The following is an 18,025-nucleotide window of genomic DNA, read 5'->3' on the forward strand; positions in this document are numbered from 1 at the left end:
CATCTTTTTTCACAGTTTTACTAGCTTTTTCATTTTGGCGCTTTTTTCATATATTTGCAAAAGTGAGATGCACCCTGTGTTTCAAAAAAGTAGTTTTACCGGAACCCGGTTTGCCGAGTACCATTAGTTTAGAGTGAGATTTCACCGCATCCAATCCTGATACTCGTTTCTGGCGTACTTTACCTAAACCTAAGCGGTTAAAGTTATCTGCATCTGGGTTGAAGTCTCTCAGTAAATCGCGAATTTCTCCCGGCTGCCAACTGGTAATTTCCTCCAAAATGTTGACTTCAACGTAGAGGTTGCTGACATCAACGGGCTGTGCAATATCCAAGAGTTGCATTTTGCTGTAAAGCTGTTGGATTTTGCTGTGGCATTTTTGCCGGATCTCTTGGACTACCCAATCAATAGGCTGTTGGCAAAAATCTCTAACCCCCCCAACCTCCCCTTGGTAAGGGGAGGCTAAAGGAGGACGATCGACAATTTCTTCCCAATTCAACTGCAAAACCGTGCAGAAGGCCTTGAAAGCATTGGCTTTTATGGGTTCTCTTCCTGCTAAAAAGCGCCTCCAAGTGGGCAGCGAAAGGCCATCGGCATAGGGTCCGGCTTCTGTCCAAGTTCGATCTGGATCTAATGCTTTACTAGCTTCTACTAGCCATCTGGGGTCTTCTATCGTCGAGCCCCTTTCTCTTCTAGCTTGCCTAATTTTTACTAATCCCTCCTCAGAGGCTTTGAGGGTGGTCATTATATAATTTACTTATCTCATTGTCAATGTCAGTTTTCGCTCAGTTTAGCGAGCGCAAACTGAGTTTGTCAAGACCCAAGCAAAAAAGAGAAAATGAGCGGGACAACAACTGCACGGCATACGGGAAAAGTCAGGCATAAATCATGCAAACTTAATCGTTTAGAATGTCACTCTCTTTTTTAGGTAAAAAAGTACACATTAAATGATGACAAAGGATAGCACCATGAGAGATAACATAGATGAAATTCCGTCAGGTGGGATAGGTATAAAAATTATTGGCAAAATTGCCGATGAGCTAAGTTATACCCGCACTTCTGACGGTCGAAACTGTCTGTTCATTGTAAAATATTATCAGCAGCCTGGTCTAGTACCATCCCAACACAGCAGTCAAGATGGTTTTTTTAAGCGCGCGATCGATGTTTTAAACAGCTTTAATTTCAGGTTTCAAAAGCAACGAAATCGCCCACCGCAGCCAAGTTATAACCAGCAAGTTCAAAAATTTATCCTTCAAGTAAATACTGATATCAAGGCTGTTGCTCAAGTTTTATCGTGGGTAGAACAGTTAGATCCTCTACCAATTCCCCTAGCCGTTTTGCATCAGTGTAAACTTGCTGTGATTGAAGGGTTTACGAATGCTGTTCGCCACGCTCACAAAAATATGCCATTAGAAACTCCGATAGAGCTTGAAATAATGGTATTTAACGAACACCTAGAAGTTAAAATTTGGGATTGGGGAGAGCCTTTTGACATTCAAGCGAAGTTGAAAGAAGAATTGCACCAAAAAAATCTGTATTAGTTGGAACGATGTAGGATTTACGCTTCACTAAAGCTGTTCTGTAATTGCCAGCTTTAAATTGACAAGAAAAAGAAACTTTTTTGTGATGACTACTGATACTACTCCCAAGATTCTCGTTGTGGATGATGACCCAGCCATCCGCAATCTAGTTCATCGCTTTTTAAATCAGAAATATCAAGTAGATTCGGCAGCAGATGGCGAGACGGCTTTAACATTGTTTGAAAAATTCAAGCCACTGCTAGTAATTCTTGATTGGAATTTGCCGGATACTACAGGCTATCACCTCTGCCAGGAAATGCAGCGCCGTACTAATGTTTTTGTGGTAATGCTAAGCAGCCGTACAGACGAAGCGGATAAAATTAAAGTCCTGTCCGCCGGTGCTGATGACTATATCTGCAAACCCTTTGGTTTGGCCGAGTTGGCAATTCGTATAGAAGTTGTGTTGAGATCCATGAGGCCTGTGAATCCATCACGTATTGTATTCGATGGATTCGCGATCGATTCAGCGCGCCGGGAAGCAACACTCAACGATCGCATTATCAAGTTAACAGCCTTGGAATTTAATATATTGTATTTTTTGGCAAGTCATTCTGGTCAATCTTGGAGTCGCCAACAGCTAATCGAAAAAATTTTGGGGTGGAACTGCGACGATACAGGAGAAGAGAAAGTTGTTAGTGTACATATCGGTCAGATTCGCAAGAAAATGATTGAAGTTGATGCTACTGGATCGCAGTTTATTAAAACTATTCGGGGTTACGGTTACAGGTTCGAGCCGCCCGTTAGCGAAGCCCTCGAAGAGGATCGCACGCCAATGGCAATTTCCTAAGCTCATCGGCATTAACCACCTTATTTGGTGAAAAACCTATTTTCCCACCTGCCGTGGGGCAGCCAGATGCCTCCTAGGGAACGAACGCGATCGGGTAACATGAAGTACGCCCAAGCCGTGCCTAAAGGTTTGAGGTGTGGATCGAAGATTTCGATTTCCTGCCGCTGATATTCGTTTTGTGTCGGTTCCCGCAGCGGATGATAGTCTTCCAGTCCGTCTAAATCGTCCAAAATAGCCGAGTTTGCGAAACACAGGAGAAAACCGCAAACTGTGCCATCTCCGGCCATCATCGCAGGATAGCCGATCGGCAGAGCAAAAAGTTGACCGCGGGCGATCGCGGGGCAAGCATCCACAACCTTTCCCTCGCAGTAGCGGAGGTAGTTGGACTCCCCCGGTTTGAGTGTGCCGTATACAAAGACTTTCATCGGGTAGGGCTTAACCGCTAGTTTTTGCTAACATAGATGGCTAAGCTAATAGTTTAAGTCTCGCGGGCGATCGCGACTGCAATCTTGATAAATTTCGTTGTTTACCCTTTCTTATAATTCATGACTCTAGCAGTTAGTTTTATTGCTTTTGGACTTCGGCCTTTGTACTTGAGCTCTTTTTTGCCGTCCTTGCCCCTGGACAGCTTGTTTTCGACTCAAGGGATTATGGTAATGCTGCTGGCCGCCTATGCGGGGGCGATGTGGATGTTTCTCACCAGTGCTCCGAAGGTACACACGGTGATGGTATCGGATCTCGGGCAAGCGAGGGAGTTCTATGAAGGTATGCTAAACCTGCCCGTAGCAGAAGTGCCGCTGCACTACTACTACAATTACGAGCAAACATTGGGGACAACTGGTATCGATCCGCTGTATTTGTCGCCGAATGTCGGGAGGGCAACGACCTCTCAAACGCTGGGGAGTCCCGAGGGCTTGTGGTATCAGTTGATGAAAAATACCCAACTGCACATTATTAGCGGGGCCGGTGTAGGGGAAAAAAATCGCCAGCGTCACGTTTGTTTCGATCGCGAATGTTTGGATCAGCTATTGATGAGGGTACAAACTCGCGGCATTAGTTATAAAATTCGCCGGGAAAAGCCGCTGAATTTTTTGGTCAAGGATTACGACGGCCGCGTGATTGAAATGGCTGAGGTTAGTAATTAAGTAGGTCGTTCTAATTAAACGTAAAACGATCTCGCGCGCTACCCCGACTTCTTTTGTTAAGTAATATCATTCCGGCGGTGCCGGAATGATATTAGTCGCGAACACGGCTCATCTCCCGAGAGATAATGGCTCAATAAAAAAATGATAAGAATAGTTGAGATTTTTGAGATATCACTATATTTTGGTTAAACTACATTGATTGGTTTCCGGAGTTTTTTTCATATCCCCAGAATAATCAGTAACACTCTTGTTAACTAAACCTTGGAGATAAGTAGAAATGACAGAAGTTGAAGCCATTGTGGCAAGTTTGTGGGAGCTGGATGATGATGTATTGGAAGCTCAGCTAGGCTCTCGCGTACAAGCCATAGGGGATGATGTTGCTGGACGTGGAGCAAGAGGGGTAGACCCAGCTTCCTTGGAATCTATTGATGTGAACTTTGCGGTTAGAGCATCCATCGATCCAAGATTTTTAAATGCTGGTCGGCAGCTTGTCGATCGCGTCAACCCCTTAGTTTACCAACTTATGTGCAAACCCCTCGGAGACGATGCAGAGACTCAGAAGATTTTAGATGAAACAATAAATCAGAACTATACCAAAGCGGCTGGGATGTTGGCTCCTGTTTTAGTCAGTGGAGTTGGGTTAGCTCCTGCTGTTGCTACTCTCCTGTCCACATTGATTATCAAAAAAGTTTCCAAATACCTGGCTACTGGAATTTGCGAGACTTGGGAGAAAAGTTTAGTAAAACCTGCAAGCTGAGCTTTATACAAAGATTAGTGATAAAAATTATGTGAGGAGGCGATCGCCTGGTTAGAAAGTTCAGTGCTGTTAATTTAGATGTTCCGCTGGACTATTCTTGATGTTTGCTAGTTATGGCTTTTTCTTCTTCAGCACAGCATTGAGAGATTCTGGAATACCTTCTAAATCAATAGCAATACAGCCAAGCTTAAACGCACCATCAATCGATCGCCCAGCGCCTAAAGCGTCATAAAAGCCAACGGCAAACTCAATAGTGGCTCGATTGCCAATGCCATCAGGGTTTACTAGAGTTGAGCGATCGCTCCTCGTAGTGCTGCCGCAATAGATCCCTCGGGAATGGTTGCCAAAATCTGTTGTCCTTGCTGCCGCAAAAATTGCTTAAAGATTGGATCTTTCTCTGCCTCCGCTAGCATTACCTGTTGGATCAGGTCTACCTGAGTTTCAGCCGTGGCAGCTACCTTTTGTCCAGATAGTTGCGTGAGAAAGCTTTGAGCGGTGGTGACAATTTCTCCTAGATTGGGGCTGGCGACAATACTCCGTACTTGACCTGCGGCTTCGCGATATTCGATCGCCTCACCTGCCAAGTTAGTGATGGTACTGCCTGAGATGAAGAAATTTTGACCAAAGGGTTTTTGACTGTAGTTTTTGAGAGCAGCAGATTGATCGGAAACAATTCCCAATAGCTGATTGATTTGTTGCTCTTTGGTTACTAGGAGTGCTTGCATTTCTTCATGTCTGGCATACAAATTGCGCTCAACCTCAGCACTAAGAAGATTGTCATTGTGAGCGACTTTCACAATCCATAGGTCGCCACGCTTTTCAATCCCGCGTAATTCCAAGCCCATTCCTTCATCTTCTAACTGGAGTTTTTGTAAGGTAAAAGCAAATGCTCGCCAGTTTAATCCCTCCTTGAATACCAATTCGACAATGTTGCCAACTTCCTGATAGAGGGATTCAAACTCTCTAGGGTTAAAATTGCCCTCTCTGGGATGGCGATCTGTCGGTTTTCCTCTACTATCTAGGTTGCGGAAAATATAGTCACATTTAACGTTCGTAAAGCAAGTATGACTGTTGATATTCCAGTTTTCAATACAGATTCCGGTCAGAGTAGCTTCTGTAAAATCTACCCCAGTTACATCAGCTTGCACAAAAATACTATCACTTAAATCAGCTCCACTCAAATCAGCTCCACTTAAGTTAGCATTTGTAAAATCATACTCACGCATGGTAGCGTCTTGTAGATATGCCCCTTGCAAATTGATGCCCCTAAAATCCTTTTCTTTACAAACTCCATGAGTGAGGAGCATTTGAACTTTTGGCTCATCTAAGTCAAGATAACGATTATCGACTCTTGCTCGTTCCAAACCTTCTACATTGTTGAACCGTGTTCGGTAAAGTTTCCTTGCTCTTAAATCAGTATTGGCAAGCTTAGCACCTGTAAAATCAATATCGCTGAGATCCAAGTCATAAAAAGAGGTACTTCTTAAGGTACTGAAGGCGATCGCCCAATTCCTTAAAAATTCAAAATTTTTCTTAGGTTTATTAATATCACTAACGTAAAAACTTAGTTGGACAGTCAAGGCTCCGAACGCAAAACCGGCTAACAGCTTGATTTCTGCAAAATATTGAGATGCAATTGCAGAATGGACAGGAGGCTTGCTACCAACCACATAGGAAATAAACGTTGAGCAAACAATTATTAAGATTTTGTGTAAAGTCTTGACATTCTTATGGAAGCTGTGTTTTAGTAAAACCAGGAAAAGCCACAGGGAAAAACTACTTGCTATAAAAACTAAGCAATAGCATCCGAGAAAAGCTGATGTAGCTAAAAGAGTCACCAAAAAAAAATTAGGGTCTTGCAGTATTACCATTGCTGCAATAGAGGTGACAACTACTGTTAAACCAGCTTTCCACAAACCGCTAGCTATGCTAGATTGCTTTGTCTCGATCGACCATACGCAAATAACCAAGAAAACACTCGCTGTTAGCCAAGCTCCCTCTACTGGCTGAGATGAGTAGAACAGTGTCCTGCTGAGATAACCGCCCAGTAGTCCGGCAAAGCTACCAGCAAAAAGGGCAAGACTAAAGGTGCAGAGCAATGTGAGCAATCTGAAAAAACGAGGCTGTCCACCCGTAACTTTTCGCAAATCAAAATTTAGTGATGCTTGCGAGAATTTTTGACCATAAGCTTGTCGGTTGTATCTATTCATGAGATTAAATATCGAATCCTTAACTAGATATTACAGGAGATTTTGACAATGAGCTTTTATAGTTTACAAACAGCAATAATGAAGGATGCGGGCAGGCTCTGTAAGGTTGTTGTTGAAAACCGAGGAGTTTGTGAATGGATAACTGATAATATTCCTGATGCAACGGAGGTAAGAGACTTTTTAGAACAAAGCCCGATCGATTTGACTGATATTATTAACGCACGCTTAGACAGATTAGATAAAGCCCGCTCATCTAATTCTATATTTTTTAACGAACCCGATTATCTATCATCGGCTTTTTTAGAACGTGGCTTAAGATGCAGTGCCGCTGTATGTTTACTTGAACGAGGTTTTTGGATAGAAGATCTGATCGCTCTAATCAAAAACCGTTCGGTAAAAGATGTGCCTGAGCTTCTCAAGCGACTGTCGGAGAAAATCGATCTTTTTTCTGAGAAATTTCCTGGTGAAAGTAAGGATGTTTGGAAAGATTATGACAAAGTAGCTGACGCGCTGAAGCATGAAAGGATTAAAGAACGTTTAGGTCAATTTAGGGACAAATTGAAAGGGCTTTCTGATGAAGAAAAACAGCGTCAAGGTACTGTTTTTATACCATTTGCGACAGGTTTTTTAGTGGGTAAAAATTACTTATTAACTAATCATCATGTATTCAATGAAAAGGATAAAGAGAATATTAAAAAGTTTGTTGCTGAATTCAGATACGAGCAAAACGCTTTGGGGCAGAATAGTAAACCTGTTGAATATCAGCTAGATCCAGAGAGTTTTTGCGTAAGTGATGAGCAACTTGACTATACCCTTATTCGAGTCAAAGCACTGGAGGATTACAAAAAGGAGGGGCTAGAATTTCCTGAAGCTGGTGAAAATTTTGGTTGGTTGCCCATGTTAATGGACTCAACGCTGATTGCCCCACCTGTTAGTTGTTGCGAGGAGGTAAAAGATATTAAAGGAGTTGATAGCGAGAGAATACCTTATTCTGGTTTATCTGGTGAACCAGTTTTTATTATTCAGCATCCGCGAGGAACCCAAAGGAAAATTGTTCTTTTCAATAACCAAGTACAGAATATTTATCAAAATTTTCTGCAATACCAAGCTGATGCTGATTTTGGCTCGTCGGGTAGCCCTATCCTCAACTCTCAATGGCAACTTGTGGGTTTACATCATGCTGCTTTAGTAAAATGGGATGAACAAAAATCGGATGAACAAAAATTGGAAGTTCAAGGCAATTTAGGGACACGGATATGTGAAATTGTAAAGCATTTAGAAACACGTAGAAGCGAACCTGGAGTTGCAGAGTTCTTAGAGAATAAAAGGTATGTGGTTAAACAAACAGAACAACCACTGAAGGGAAGAATCTATATTTTAGTTGGTCATCTACGAGGAGATGCTCCTAGTCCTGAACATTCAGAGCAGGAAGTCACCCTAGCTAAAACATTGTTGGAAGAGATTGTTTTATTCTCAAATCAAAGTTTTGAAGTCAAAGATGTTTTGCAAGAATGTGCTGATAAATATGAATCTGGGATTGACTATATCAATGACCAAGATTATCAGAGCGGTGATGTTGCGATCGAAATTCGTATAAATTTCGATCCTGATGCCTTGAAGGAAAAAAACATACTAAGTCTTTACTATGCAGACAATATGTTTAACTATAAAACCTATGCAGAAATCGTTTTACAATCCATTTTGAGCAATTCTCCTCTGCAATTTTCCAGTGGCTTACAGTCAGATACAGCCACAGCATTAGATCTGCAATTCTGTCGAGAAGTAAAGATACCATGCTTAGTCATGATTTTGGACTTTCCCGGCAATAATTATACTCAGGTTCTCGATAATCAACTGACACCTAGCAAAAGTCAACAACGGACGAATCCTGCTAAAGGGATTTGGAAGGGGTTAGAGAGCTGGGTTAAAGTCCTCAGTCCGATCGGCTTCTGGGCTGCTGATTGACAAATAGGAATCAATACTATCAGTGTATGAGAATTGGTATTGAATGTTGTGGAATCCCTGCCATTTGAATAGCAACACAGCCAAGCTTGTAGGCAAATTCGATCGTTTTTCCAGTTTCCAGTGCATCATAAAAAGCAACTGCAAATTCGCTCGCTGCTTGATTTCCAATCGCCTGCTTCATACCGATGACGTATGGAATGTAGTCAGCAATTGCTTTAGCCTGAACTGCCGAGTAGCAGGCGTTAAGAACCACACATCCGATATTAGGAAAAAGTTGAAATAGGTTGGCGATCGCTTCAGGACTAACAGGTTTGCTTCGTCCAGTATCATCTTCTAAAAACAATCCTTCCTCGCTACTACCCTGTCCGGCAAAGTGAACAATGTGAGGCTGATAATCCAGTAAGGCTCTGTGCATATCTCTGTGTCGGACTGCCCAACATTGCTTGAGGACGAAGCGATCGCGATGCTGCGATCGCCGCAAACCTTCACTAATCTCCCGTGCTTCTTCCTCTAGCGATCGCGGCTGCATTCCTTGAGGATTTGCTGCCAAAAACAGGATAGTCTTTACTGCATCCTCCGATATTAGATTCGATTGTATCTGAGGCGCTTCATAGTAATAAATGTTGTCGCCAGCCAGATTATTAATTGTGCTACCTGAAATATTGAAAGTTTTAGATTTTGGCTCAGACATAGAATTGAATCACAGACATTGCTGGCTGCCTTTTTAGGATTATATGGAATTCGCTCTTTTCTTCAGCACCGGGATCTGGTAATCCTGAACAACGGGAGTATTAGCTTTCTTAGTCCAGCCTACTGAAGTCAGTTTCCGACAGGTCATTACATTGGGATCGACCTCAAACTGGATGGCACGACATCCAGACTCAAATGCTATGTCAATTAATTCACCTTCTCCTAATCCCTTGTAAAAACCAACGGAAAAAGCGATAGCCAAATCATCCCGAATTGCTTGGCGCATACCAATCGCGTAGTTAATGTGCTCAACGATCGCATCCGCCTGCACTTCGGTATAACAGGCATTCAACAAGACACATTCTATTCGAGCTGCAAACAGCTCGAATAGCTTTGAGAGTGCTTCCCTACTGACTAACTTTACTCGCCCTGTATCATCTTCCAGCACCAATCCTACTTGTCCTTCCCCATGTCCGCAAAAATGTACAATCTGCGGTTCTACATCCAGTAGCGCTCGATATACATCTCGCGGACGGGATGCCCATCGCTGCTCTATTTGAAAGTAATCGCCAAGGTGCGATCGGCGCAACCCGTCTTCTATCTCCCGCGCTTCCTTGTCTAGGCGTAAGCGTGAGGTTCCTTGAGGATTAGCTGCTAAGATCAGAATTGTCTTTACTTCCAGCTCATTCATTTTCATTGTTCCTTTTGCACGATAAAAAGGGAGCTTTGATTATCAGGTTACTCCTCCTATTGTTTGAATATTTTGGACAGCTTCAATTTCGCGGTGAGTACAGAAAACTCATTCTATTGACAACCCAAATTTGACGATCTTTATACGGCCCAATAGCAGACGGAAGATACGCTGTTGAGATACGTTTAATTATTTGGTAAATCTCAGGGTAATCTGTTTTGTTGTCCACTCGCGGCTCGGAGATGCAACTACAGATAACTTTCTAGTTGGCGGTTGCTCCCGATCAATAGCTTCAAGTAAGATTTCTAGCGGATTATTCGGGGGTTTAAATCCTCTGGATACAAACTGTTTGTCAAGTGATGGTAGTTCTAACCAACGGAAATTTACTTGGTCAAATGTAGCAAAAACTTTTAGAGTATCTTCACCTGCTGAACTTGCTGCCATTGACACAACTTCTCTCCTCCCTGCTTCGATTGTCCTAAAATTTTCTCCTTTACCTGGGTAAGCTTGCTGAATTGACCAGTCAGAGGCAAGATCTAAGACAGTAACATTGAGAGCTTGCGAATAAGTATTCTGAATTGACAGAAATACATATTCACCTGCTATGACTGTTGGGTTACTAGGAGCGGGCAACTTTTTCAACTGGGATTCAGGGGGAATATCATCTCCTTCCCCATAAACATCTGATGTTCCTAACCACTTAAGAACTAACTTATCTGCCAGAGGTGAACTTTTATCCCTGTTATCTAACTCTGCTGTAGCGTGATATTTCGCTAGATGAACTAATCGTTTGACGACTGTAGTAGCAGCATCAGGAGCGCTGACTTTTACAGGAGCGATATTTTTATATGAATGTCCAGTGCGATCGCATATTTCATATTCTCCCTGATTGTTGAGAACAACTTGATAAGCAATTTCCTCAACATCATCCTCAGTTACTTTTTCTGCTCCTAATTGCACCCAGCCATTGCCACTTTCCGGGAGAGCTTTTTCAATCGCTTCCAACGTATCCTCTTGCTGTTTGAAGATTTCGGGCAGAAGTTTGTTAGGTGGCAGTTCGTTGGTTTTAGCAAACTCAGCGACTTCTTCTGCTGTTGCTTCTTGTTGGTGAAAAAGCAAAACTTTACGAACCAGATTAATTGATGGAGTAACTAAAACCGCTCGATCTCCGTCTTCTACTTTAAGTTCTTTACCCTCAATAGGTTCAAGCTGGCACAGCGATTCAGTTGCTCCCCTTTGAATGATTCTGGCGATCGCAGTCCGATTTTCTTGGTTTTTTAAATCGGTTGTACCACGCGGATAAATAGCAAATTCTGCTCCCTTAGCAACACCATTTACCTGACCTACCCCTAACTTAGCCCTCATTTCGCCTGTTTCTGCATCTTTATCCACCTTTAAGACAGGAATTGTATAGACAGTCTCAGCAAAGTCAGCGCCAAAAATAATCCTATTCACCTCACCCATAAGGATTGGGGTTTGTTGAGGAAATTGACTGTGAATTTTAGCATTGATGCGATCGAATAAATCCTGATAAGTTTGTCCGGGGTTTTGCTGTCTTAGAGTATCCAACAACCAATAGGTAAGCGCTCCATTTCGCTCCCTGGTTTCACGATTAAAGGCATACTCGTAAGCATACTCATTCAAACGACAGGCTGCTAGAAGCACATAATCTCTGGCGACACGTAATCCAGAAGCTTTTAGTCCGCGAGCGGTTTGTTCAGTGAGCGATCGCCAAGTTGCTTTTAGAGTTTCTAGAGGTGCCACCAGTTCTTGACCAGGTTGGAGAGGTTTTTCATCAATTCCTTCTCCCCCTCGAATTTCTACATCCCCTCGCGTAGCACCTCCCGAGTTACAACAATCCAACACCACCGTAACGGTTAGTTGTTTATCTACCAATTCCTTCAACAGTGTTGCTAGATCGAGATCGCGGAGATACTGTCCTTCTAAAGTGCCAATATCTGTAGGGACTAATCCCTCATCAATTTCATCCTCACCTTTAATAGATGGGAAAACAGTCTTTGCCCGTCCACCATGTCCAGAGTAATGAATATATACCTGCGCCTTTTCCGTAGCCATTTCCCCCAGTTTCCTAAAGGAATCGATCATATTCTGACGAGTTGGTAGTTTTTCCGCTGATTCTAGAGGCTTGGTGGGTTCATTTGGGTTAACCGAAGCTGTCAGTTTCAAAATTTGTGCTTTGGGAACTTTCCGCTCATCAACTAAGAAAGCTTCTACATGATTAACATCTCGTACACACCCTCCAAGATTTTTGTAACGACTACCATCAGGCAATAAATTCGGCATATAGCAGTCAATACCGATTAATAGTGCGTAAATATTTAGTGTTTGCTCGGGTTTGTCAGCCATTTTTAATTCATTGCTCCAGTATCTTTGTCCAATTCACAGAGTGGCAGATCTGCAGAGTTCTGGAGCCGTAAGTTATAGCTCTTCAGAAAACTCTGCATATTCAGCAACGTATCTTTCAGTTGCAGATTTTGTTAACTCGATCGCGAACACCTCAAGCCATTTGTTCGCGGGTTTTGACAGCGACAATGCCGTCTGGCTTCAAACCCTTCTTCTGCTGAAATTCCTTGACGGCTTTATCTGTGGCTGGTCCAAATTCACCATCAGGCCCAACTACAATGCCAGCTTTCTTCAAGCTTTCCTGAAGCTTGAGTACATCCGAGCCTTCCATTCGGGGGATCGCCAAGCGCAACGTTCTGGGTTTGTCATCCCACGGCGCTTTAGGAAACCCTGGAGCAGGAGATCGATTAAGTGCATTCTCAGTTTGAGGGCCAAAACCGCCATCTTCGCTAATCTTTTGATTCGGATAATTCAAATTCCAAAGTTGCTGAAATGCGAGTATTGATTTGCTGCGAAGATCGATCGTGCCGCCGCCTTGGTAGTCGAAGTGAGGCGGGTCGCCTGGTAATGGATTCCAGCCATACCGCATCAAATAAACTTCCCAGCCTGTTGCATCTTCAATGTCGATCGCTAATCCAGTTTGGTGGTTGCTGGCTCCCGGTGGAGCTACAGGATTAGAGTTGTTGAAGCGATCGTTATACAGCAACATTTGCTGAGCGATCGTGCGGTAGGCAGAGTTCACCTGCATAGTTTGACCTCGATCTTGAATCGCTCTCTGGAGTGCCTGTTTTGCAGGGGCTTGTACATAGGGAAAGGCTGCATCCAGCAAGTCTACATTGAGGTCATCAAAACTGACAAAGGCATCTGGCACAATCAGTTGGAGTTGATATATCAACTGCTGAGATAAGCCATTGACCACCGCAGTCGAAGACATGGGTGCATCTTTGAGCAATCCGGGAAAACTGCCTTTAATTTCCAACATATCCCGTTGGACAAATTCTTCACAGGCTTCGACAATTACAGGTTGATTAAAGAGAAGATCGCTTGAGTCAGTCATGGTTTTCTCCAATCTGTTTAAATTTGGTTACACAATGTATGTTAGAGTCCCAATTCTTTTCGCGTTTGGGCACCTACAACACCATCCGCCATTAGCCCTTTCTGCTGCTGAAACTGCCGCACTGCCTTGTCAGTATCATTACCAAAGAATCCATCAGGTTCGAGATTGATTCCGGCTGCTTTCAAAGCTTTTTGTACTCTACGAACATCCTCACCTTGCATCATGGGTTCGGTGAGTTTCAAGGTGCGAGGTGCTTCTGAAATTGTTTCCCCTGTTACTTCTTCGCCTGTTCCTTCATAGGTTAAGAATGACTGCCAGGGTTTTCCCAAAAACAGCGATCGTTCAGCCAATCGTCGGCGTGTCAGCCCTAGCCAGGGTTCACCATTTACCTTATTCCACACAGGAAACTGATTAGCTGCTCCTTGATAATTTCCCTCGTTCAAAAGCCTTAGAAGAGTTGAACTTCCAAAACCTCCTGGACCCACGTTGAAGCAAAAGCAAACCAGTGCAGAAAACTGATTATCATTGATCTGAACTTCAACCGCATCCTCAACAAAGGATTCAAATTTTTCTAAATCTAGGCGCAGCAATTCTTCTGCTTGCGTTTGGCTAATCGTCAGTCCGGGAAAAACATCGTCGCCAGTGTGTCCGTAACCAATTGTCCAAACTCCACCGCCATCATCATAAGCAGTCAGCTCGCATCCTTCAAACGTAGTGAGAAGCTTAAAGCCTTCTCCATTGATATGCTTTGAACCTCTGCGTTCTGCCACTTCAGGCGGTTGTTCGTCTGGAGGATTAATGTTGTATGTTTTAGCTACGCTGAACTTTAAAGCCTCGATTAAGGCTTTTACTTGCCCATTTGTCTCCGTGACTTTAACGGCTAGGTCGTCTTTTATTTCGTACACGCGACCATCGCCGAAGATTTCAAGTGATCTTGGCATTTTAGTTTTTTCTTTTGAAAAGGTAGATGAACTCGAAAGACGCATCCTCAAGATCCCGATCGCCAAACTTTTGCCTGCCTCTCACAACGTGTGAAAAGATTTTATCAATTGATACTTGTTATCGAAAGTTTTTATGTGATCGGTGATTTCACTGACTACGCCTGTTCCAAAGTAATTTCCGGTATTTTCTCTAACCTTTACAAAAGTTTATTTTTGCCGATCGAGAACGGTGTGGTGCTTGTTCTCTTTACCGATCGCGCTCAACCAATTCCACCACTATCAAATTACACTTATGAGTCCTGGACGTATCAACTAACCAACTAGCATAGTTGAAACCCACATTCCGCGCCCGCAGCACCTACAGTGCTATTGCGGATAGAAGTAACTCAGGAGAGACAGTAGCTAGTAAAAATACTTAATATTTTGTATCAGTAAGCATAACCATGTTGACAATAGGGGCCGAAACAGCTCTCGAATCCACTCCCCGCCAAGGGTTTTGACCCAATGAGTCAGAAGAGTGGGTTTGCGGCTGTCGGAGTGGGGGCGTGAGCTTACTCGTGACGATATGACAAAGGCTTTAGTTTTGTGGAATTTAGCCGGAGGGCGGACAGCCACAGCCGCCGCCCCTGCAGAAACCCGGTTTTAGTTCGTCAATTAATCTTTGCTTCCGCGCTAGATTTTTCAGATGGCGCAGCTTCCTTTATCTCTGAAATCGCTTTCCGGCTGAAAATTTGGAAGTAGAGAGAAACAAAAAACTCTTTAACTGGAAAAACGATAAAAGTCAAAGGATTAATTGTCACGATGATATTGCGCGCATCGGCTTTAGCTTGTTTGACAACTTGCTGCGCTACCCAATCTGGAGACAGAATGCCGATCGGGTTTAAGTTGCTTTTAAACGGCCCTAAAATCAGTTTGCGAACGATGCAGGGTGCGTCTAGCCGCCGCAGGGTGACTAAATCTCCCAGGGCGCGCTTGCTGAGTTCGTACAGGGGACTGACAGCGGGAATTACTTCTGCTTCTGAAGTGTTGATCCAGACTTCTTTGCAAGCGATGTTTTCGTTAGTGCGGACTGTTAAGAAAAAGAGTTCCATCAGCCGCCACGCGGAAAAAGTGTTAATTTCGTATGAGTTGGCGATCGCTTCTCCTGTTCTTTCTCCGTGTACATTAATCCCGTGATTGATGACGAGAATATCAATTTTTTCTAACAATAGGGCTAAGTCTGCCTCTTGGCCAGCTTGCCAAGTAACGGTTTTTACAGGTAAATTTTCGCCGTCTACATCCAAAGTAATTTCCTCATTTCCAGAGGTGAGGGCGATCACTTTTGCACCAGCTTTGTGCAGGTGTTTGAGAAGCGAACGACCTAAAGTTCCCGATGCACCGGTGACGGCTACAGTTTTGCCTTTGAGAGAAAGTGCTGTACCCATAAGTTTATCTATTAAGGTGAAAGTACCGCAATAGTAAGCATTTTGATTGTCGAAGTGATGCCGCCAGTGATAAGGTTTATTAACTAACCACTTGCCAGGGGGAGTAAGGAAATCTCCCGGTTGGTGGGTGATGTCGGTTAATTCGTCTGCGCCTTTGATGCCACACGCGCGGGCGATCGCGCTCAACAAAAAGCCTAAAGTATAAATACAACCCGCTGCTGCGCCCCAGTGATATTCCGGCAGCCCAAAATAAGCTACAACCCACAGCAACAAGCCCAAAACCATCATCGCCGCACCTTCGGGCACGTCGTGACGCCAGTGTGCTTGCTTGTAAATAGTCTCGCTGACGGGGGTCAAATTAGGGCGGAAAACGCGGTGATGCCAAGTGTGCAGCTTTTGCAGGGGTGCCCAATAATGGGACACGACGTGATAAAAGTCTCGTATTATTTCTGCCCAGCAGACAGAAGCTATTGCCAAAGCGCCGACTATCCAGTAATTTACCATGCTCGCACCAGTTTGAAATTGGAGATATTAGATATTGTCTGCTTTGAAAGATAACTCAAAATGGCTTTTATTGCTAGTCTGGAAGTTGACTCAGGCGTTTTAAAATCTGCAAAACCCGGTACAATTCATTGCCTGGATTGGAAATAACAAATTCAGCCGATCGCGCATACTGGGGAGTTTCCCCTCTAACTAACTTGACAAAATTGAAGTTAGCACCTGTGGCAATCATTCCAAAAGTAGGAGTTTCTGGGTTGGGATCTGCCAGCATATATGTCAGGTGTTGGGCAAGTGCTTCGTCAGTTGAAAACGAAAGTTGTTTGGATTCAATTAGTGTCACCCACAAGTTTGCTTTCATAATTAGGATATCTATTCTGCCTTCGATGATTCTGCCTTCGTCTTCCTCTTGAATGGATATCGACTTTTCGGCTTTGACTTGAAAAGGAGAATCATACAGACCGGCAATAAACAAAATAGGGCTGATGATTGTTAGCTTGACGGCATTGTCCAATACAGGCGGGGTGTCTACCAAGTTGAAGTATATGTCTTGGACGCGATCGAGCAATTGTTTTTCTGAGTCTGTTACTTCGGGCAAGTTTTCTTGCCCTTCTCGGAAAAATTCACTGTTGCGAACTCGCTGCAAGCCGAAGTTATCGATTAGATAGCGGAGGCTGAGATCTCTTGCTTGAAGTTTTTGCATTAGGATTTTAATAAATGTTTTTATGGTTATTAATGAGTTTAGCAGAATTTTGATTGTTGACCGCAGATGAATGCAGATGAAATGCAGATAAAGCAGATTTGGCTGAGATGTCTGTTTATGGGGATTTGCGATCGGCAATTCGCTGTTTTTGCGTGGCTTGCATTTCCAGCAATTGCGGCACGCTTACAAAACGATATCCCTGCTGTTTGAGTTTGGGAATAATTGCAGATAGCGCCTCGACTGTTTGCTGGCGATTGCCGCCGCCGTCGTGCAACAATACGATCGCCCCCGTTGAAGCTTGGGATAGCACGCTACGGGCGATCGCAGCGGCCGGAGGTTGCAGAAAGTCTTTAGGATCGATCGACCACATCACCACTACATAATTCTTCTTTTGAGCGTAAGCTGCTAAACCGTTATTTAAGCGCCCGCCGGGGGGGCGAAACAAGAAACTTTTTGCCCCACTCGATCGATAAATATGAACCCCAGTATTATCAATTTCATCCGATGCTGTTTTTTCGGTAACATTGTGAGAATAGTGATGCCAAGTATGGTTGCCGATCGCATTTCCCGCTTGCACCACTCTTTTCGCAATTTCTGGATACTCCCGCAAATTTGCACCCAAACAGAAAAATGTACCCACAACTTGATGTTTCTGCAAAATTTCTAATATTTTAAAAGTTTCAGGCGAAGGGCCATCGTCAAATGTCAGGGCGATAACTTTTGAGTTGTTAATACTTGCTTTATAAACTATTTGGCTGCGAAATTGCGCGGGCGGTGCGAAGACTAAAGGTTGTTCGGGAGGTTTGGGAGAGGGAGTTGCGGGAGGAGAAGGGGGTGTTTTTAGTTTTCGGGGTTTCAGCAGGTTTGGCGGGGGATTTTCAACGGGTGCGATCGGTATTAGCGGATTTGAATTGGCGGTTTTTCTGTTTTCCGACAACAGAGAAATTGTGATGCTCAATCCGATAAGTATAACGGTTTTAATTACCCATCATTTATTAATTTTGGGACTCATCAGGTAGAGGATTTATTTTGAACAATCTCATTATGCCTGATTGTTATCCTAGCTTGAAGATTTGGTAAAGTAATTTTTTTGGCAAAAGGTCGATCGAGACTTTCATCTAAAATTATACAGACCTTTTGGGTAGTGCCCTGAAGGAAAGGATGGAGTAAATTTAAGCTACTATTAGAGAGAAGTGTTTGCCATTGGTGATATGAC

The 18,025-nt window shown here is 43.5% G+C and carries 17 protein-coding genes; 5 read left to right on the forward strand and 12 right to left on the reverse strand.

Translation table 11 applies throughout. From position 1 onward, the window contains the following. Nucleotides 1–46 precede the first annotated feature (46 nt). A complete protein-coding gene (locus tag QUA47_RS26505; RefSeq protein WP_333432952.1) occupies nucleotides 47–742 on the reverse strand; it encodes a hypothetical protein in 696 nt (231 codons plus the stop codon). Between the two features lie 223 nt (nucleotides 743–965). Here QUA47_RS26505 and QUA47_RS26510 point away from each other — a divergent pair, with 223 nt between their 5' ends. Then, a complete protein-coding gene (locus QUA47_RS26510) occupies nucleotides 966–1,538 on the forward strand; it encodes an ATP-binding protein (RefSeq protein WP_333432953.1) in 573 nt (190 codons plus the stop codon). An 85-nt stretch (nucleotides 1,539–1,623) separates the two neighbouring features. Then, entirely contained in the window at nucleotides 1,624–2,364 is a 741-nt protein-coding gene (locus QUA47_RS26515) for a response regulator transcription factor (RefSeq protein WP_333432954.1), read from the forward strand. Nucleotides 2,365–2,384: 20 nt separating this feature from the next. On the opposite strand, the gene QUA47_RS26520 is transcribed toward QUA47_RS26515, so the two are convergent. Continuing rightward, complete coding sequence (locus QUA47_RS26520) at nucleotides 2,385–2,789, reverse strand: gamma-glutamylcyclotransferase (RefSeq protein WP_333432955.1); 405 nt, start codon at nucleotides 2,787–2,789, stop codon at nucleotides 2,385–2,387. A gap of 120 nt (nucleotides 2,790–2,909) precedes the next feature. Here QUA47_RS26520 and QUA47_RS26525 point away from each other — a divergent pair, with 120 nt between their 5' ends. After that, the gene (locus QUA47_RS26525; RefSeq protein ID WP_333432956.1) at nucleotides 2,910–3,509 is read left to right on the forward strand and encodes a glyoxalase-like domain protein; all 600 of its coding nucleotides are present in this window, start codon (nucleotides 2,910–2,912) and stop codon (nucleotides 3,507–3,509) included. Between the two features lie 277 nt (nucleotides 3,510–3,786). After that, a complete protein-coding gene (locus QUA47_RS26530; RefSeq protein ID WP_333432957.1) occupies nucleotides 3,787–4,266 on the forward strand; it encodes a hypothetical protein in 480 nt (159 codons plus the stop codon). 284 nt (nucleotides 4,267–4,550) lie between these two features. Here QUA47_RS26530 and QUA47_RS26535 read toward each other — a convergent pair whose 3' ends face one another. Further along, complete coding sequence (locus QUA47_RS26535) at nucleotides 4,551–6,476, reverse strand: pentapeptide repeat-containing protein (protein ID WP_333432958.1); 1,926 nt, start codon at nucleotides 6,474–6,476, stop codon at nucleotides 4,551–4,553. Between the two features lie 48 nt (nucleotides 6,477–6,524). Here QUA47_RS26535 and QUA47_RS26540 point away from each other — a divergent pair, with 48 nt between their 5' ends. Then, nucleotides 6,525–8,441, forward strand: a complete 1,917-nt coding sequence (locus QUA47_RS26540) for a serine protease (RefSeq protein WP_333432959.1) — start codon at nucleotides 6,525–6,527, stop codon at nucleotides 8,439–8,441. Between the two features lie 19 nt (nucleotides 8,442–8,460). On the opposite strand, the gene QUA47_RS26545 is transcribed toward QUA47_RS26540, so the two are convergent. The 9 genes from QUA47_RS26545 to QUA47_RS26585 all read right to left on the reverse strand — a co-directional run. Further along, nucleotides 8,461–9,132 carry a CHAT domain-containing protein gene (locus QUA47_RS26545; protein WP_333432960.1) on the reverse strand — a complete coding sequence of 224 codons (672 nt, stop codon included), beginning with the start codon at nucleotides 9,130–9,132 and terminating at the stop codon, nucleotides 8,461–8,463. Between the two features lie 39 nt (nucleotides 9,133–9,171). Further along, entirely contained in the window at nucleotides 9,172–9,822 is a 651-nt protein-coding gene (locus QUA47_RS26550) for a CHAT domain-containing protein (protein WP_333432961.1), read from the reverse strand. A gap of 189 nt (nucleotides 9,823–10,011) precedes the next feature. After that, a complete protein-coding gene (locus QUA47_RS26555) occupies nucleotides 10,012–12,189 on the reverse strand; it encodes a caspase family protein (protein ID WP_333432962.1) in 2,178 nt (725 codons plus the stop codon). Nucleotides 12,190–12,340: 151 nt separating this feature from the next. After that, nucleotides 12,341–13,243, reverse strand: a complete 903-nt coding sequence (locus QUA47_RS26560; protein WP_333432963.1) for a peptidoglycan-binding protein — start codon at nucleotides 13,241–13,243, stop codon at nucleotides 12,341–12,343. Nucleotides 13,244–13,284: 41 nt separating this feature from the next. Then, nucleotides 13,285–14,184, reverse strand: a complete 900-nt coding sequence (locus tag QUA47_RS26565) for a glycoside hydrolase family protein (protein ID WP_333432964.1) — start codon at nucleotides 14,182–14,184, stop codon at nucleotides 13,285–13,287. Nucleotides 14,185–14,834: 650 nt separating this feature from the next. After that, entirely contained in the window at nucleotides 14,835–16,112 is a 1,278-nt protein-coding gene (locus tag QUA47_RS26570; RefSeq protein WP_333432965.1) for a bifunctional sterol desaturase/short chain dehydrogenase, read from the reverse strand. 73 nt (nucleotides 16,113–16,185) lie between these two features. Then, nucleotides 16,186–16,809 carry a restriction endonuclease subunit R gene (locus QUA47_RS26575; protein ID WP_333432966.1) on the reverse strand — a complete coding sequence of 208 codons (624 nt, stop codon included), beginning with the start codon at nucleotides 16,807–16,809 and terminating at the stop codon, nucleotides 16,186–16,188. 115 nt (nucleotides 16,810–16,924) lie between these two features. Further along, a complete protein-coding gene (locus QUA47_RS26580) occupies nucleotides 16,925–17,767 on the reverse strand; it encodes a polysaccharide deacetylase family protein (protein WP_333432967.1) in 843 nt (280 codons plus the stop codon). Nucleotides 17,768–17,820: 53 nt separating this feature from the next. After that, on the reverse strand, nucleotides 17,821–18,025 hold a 205-nt coding region (locus tag QUA47_RS26585; protein WP_333432968.1), incomplete at its 5' end, for a hypothetical protein.

The organism is Microcoleus sp. MON2_D5 (assembly GCF_036701905.1).
GTDB lineage: Bacteria > Cyanobacteriota > Cyanobacteriia > Cyanobacteriales > Microcoleaceae > Microcoleus.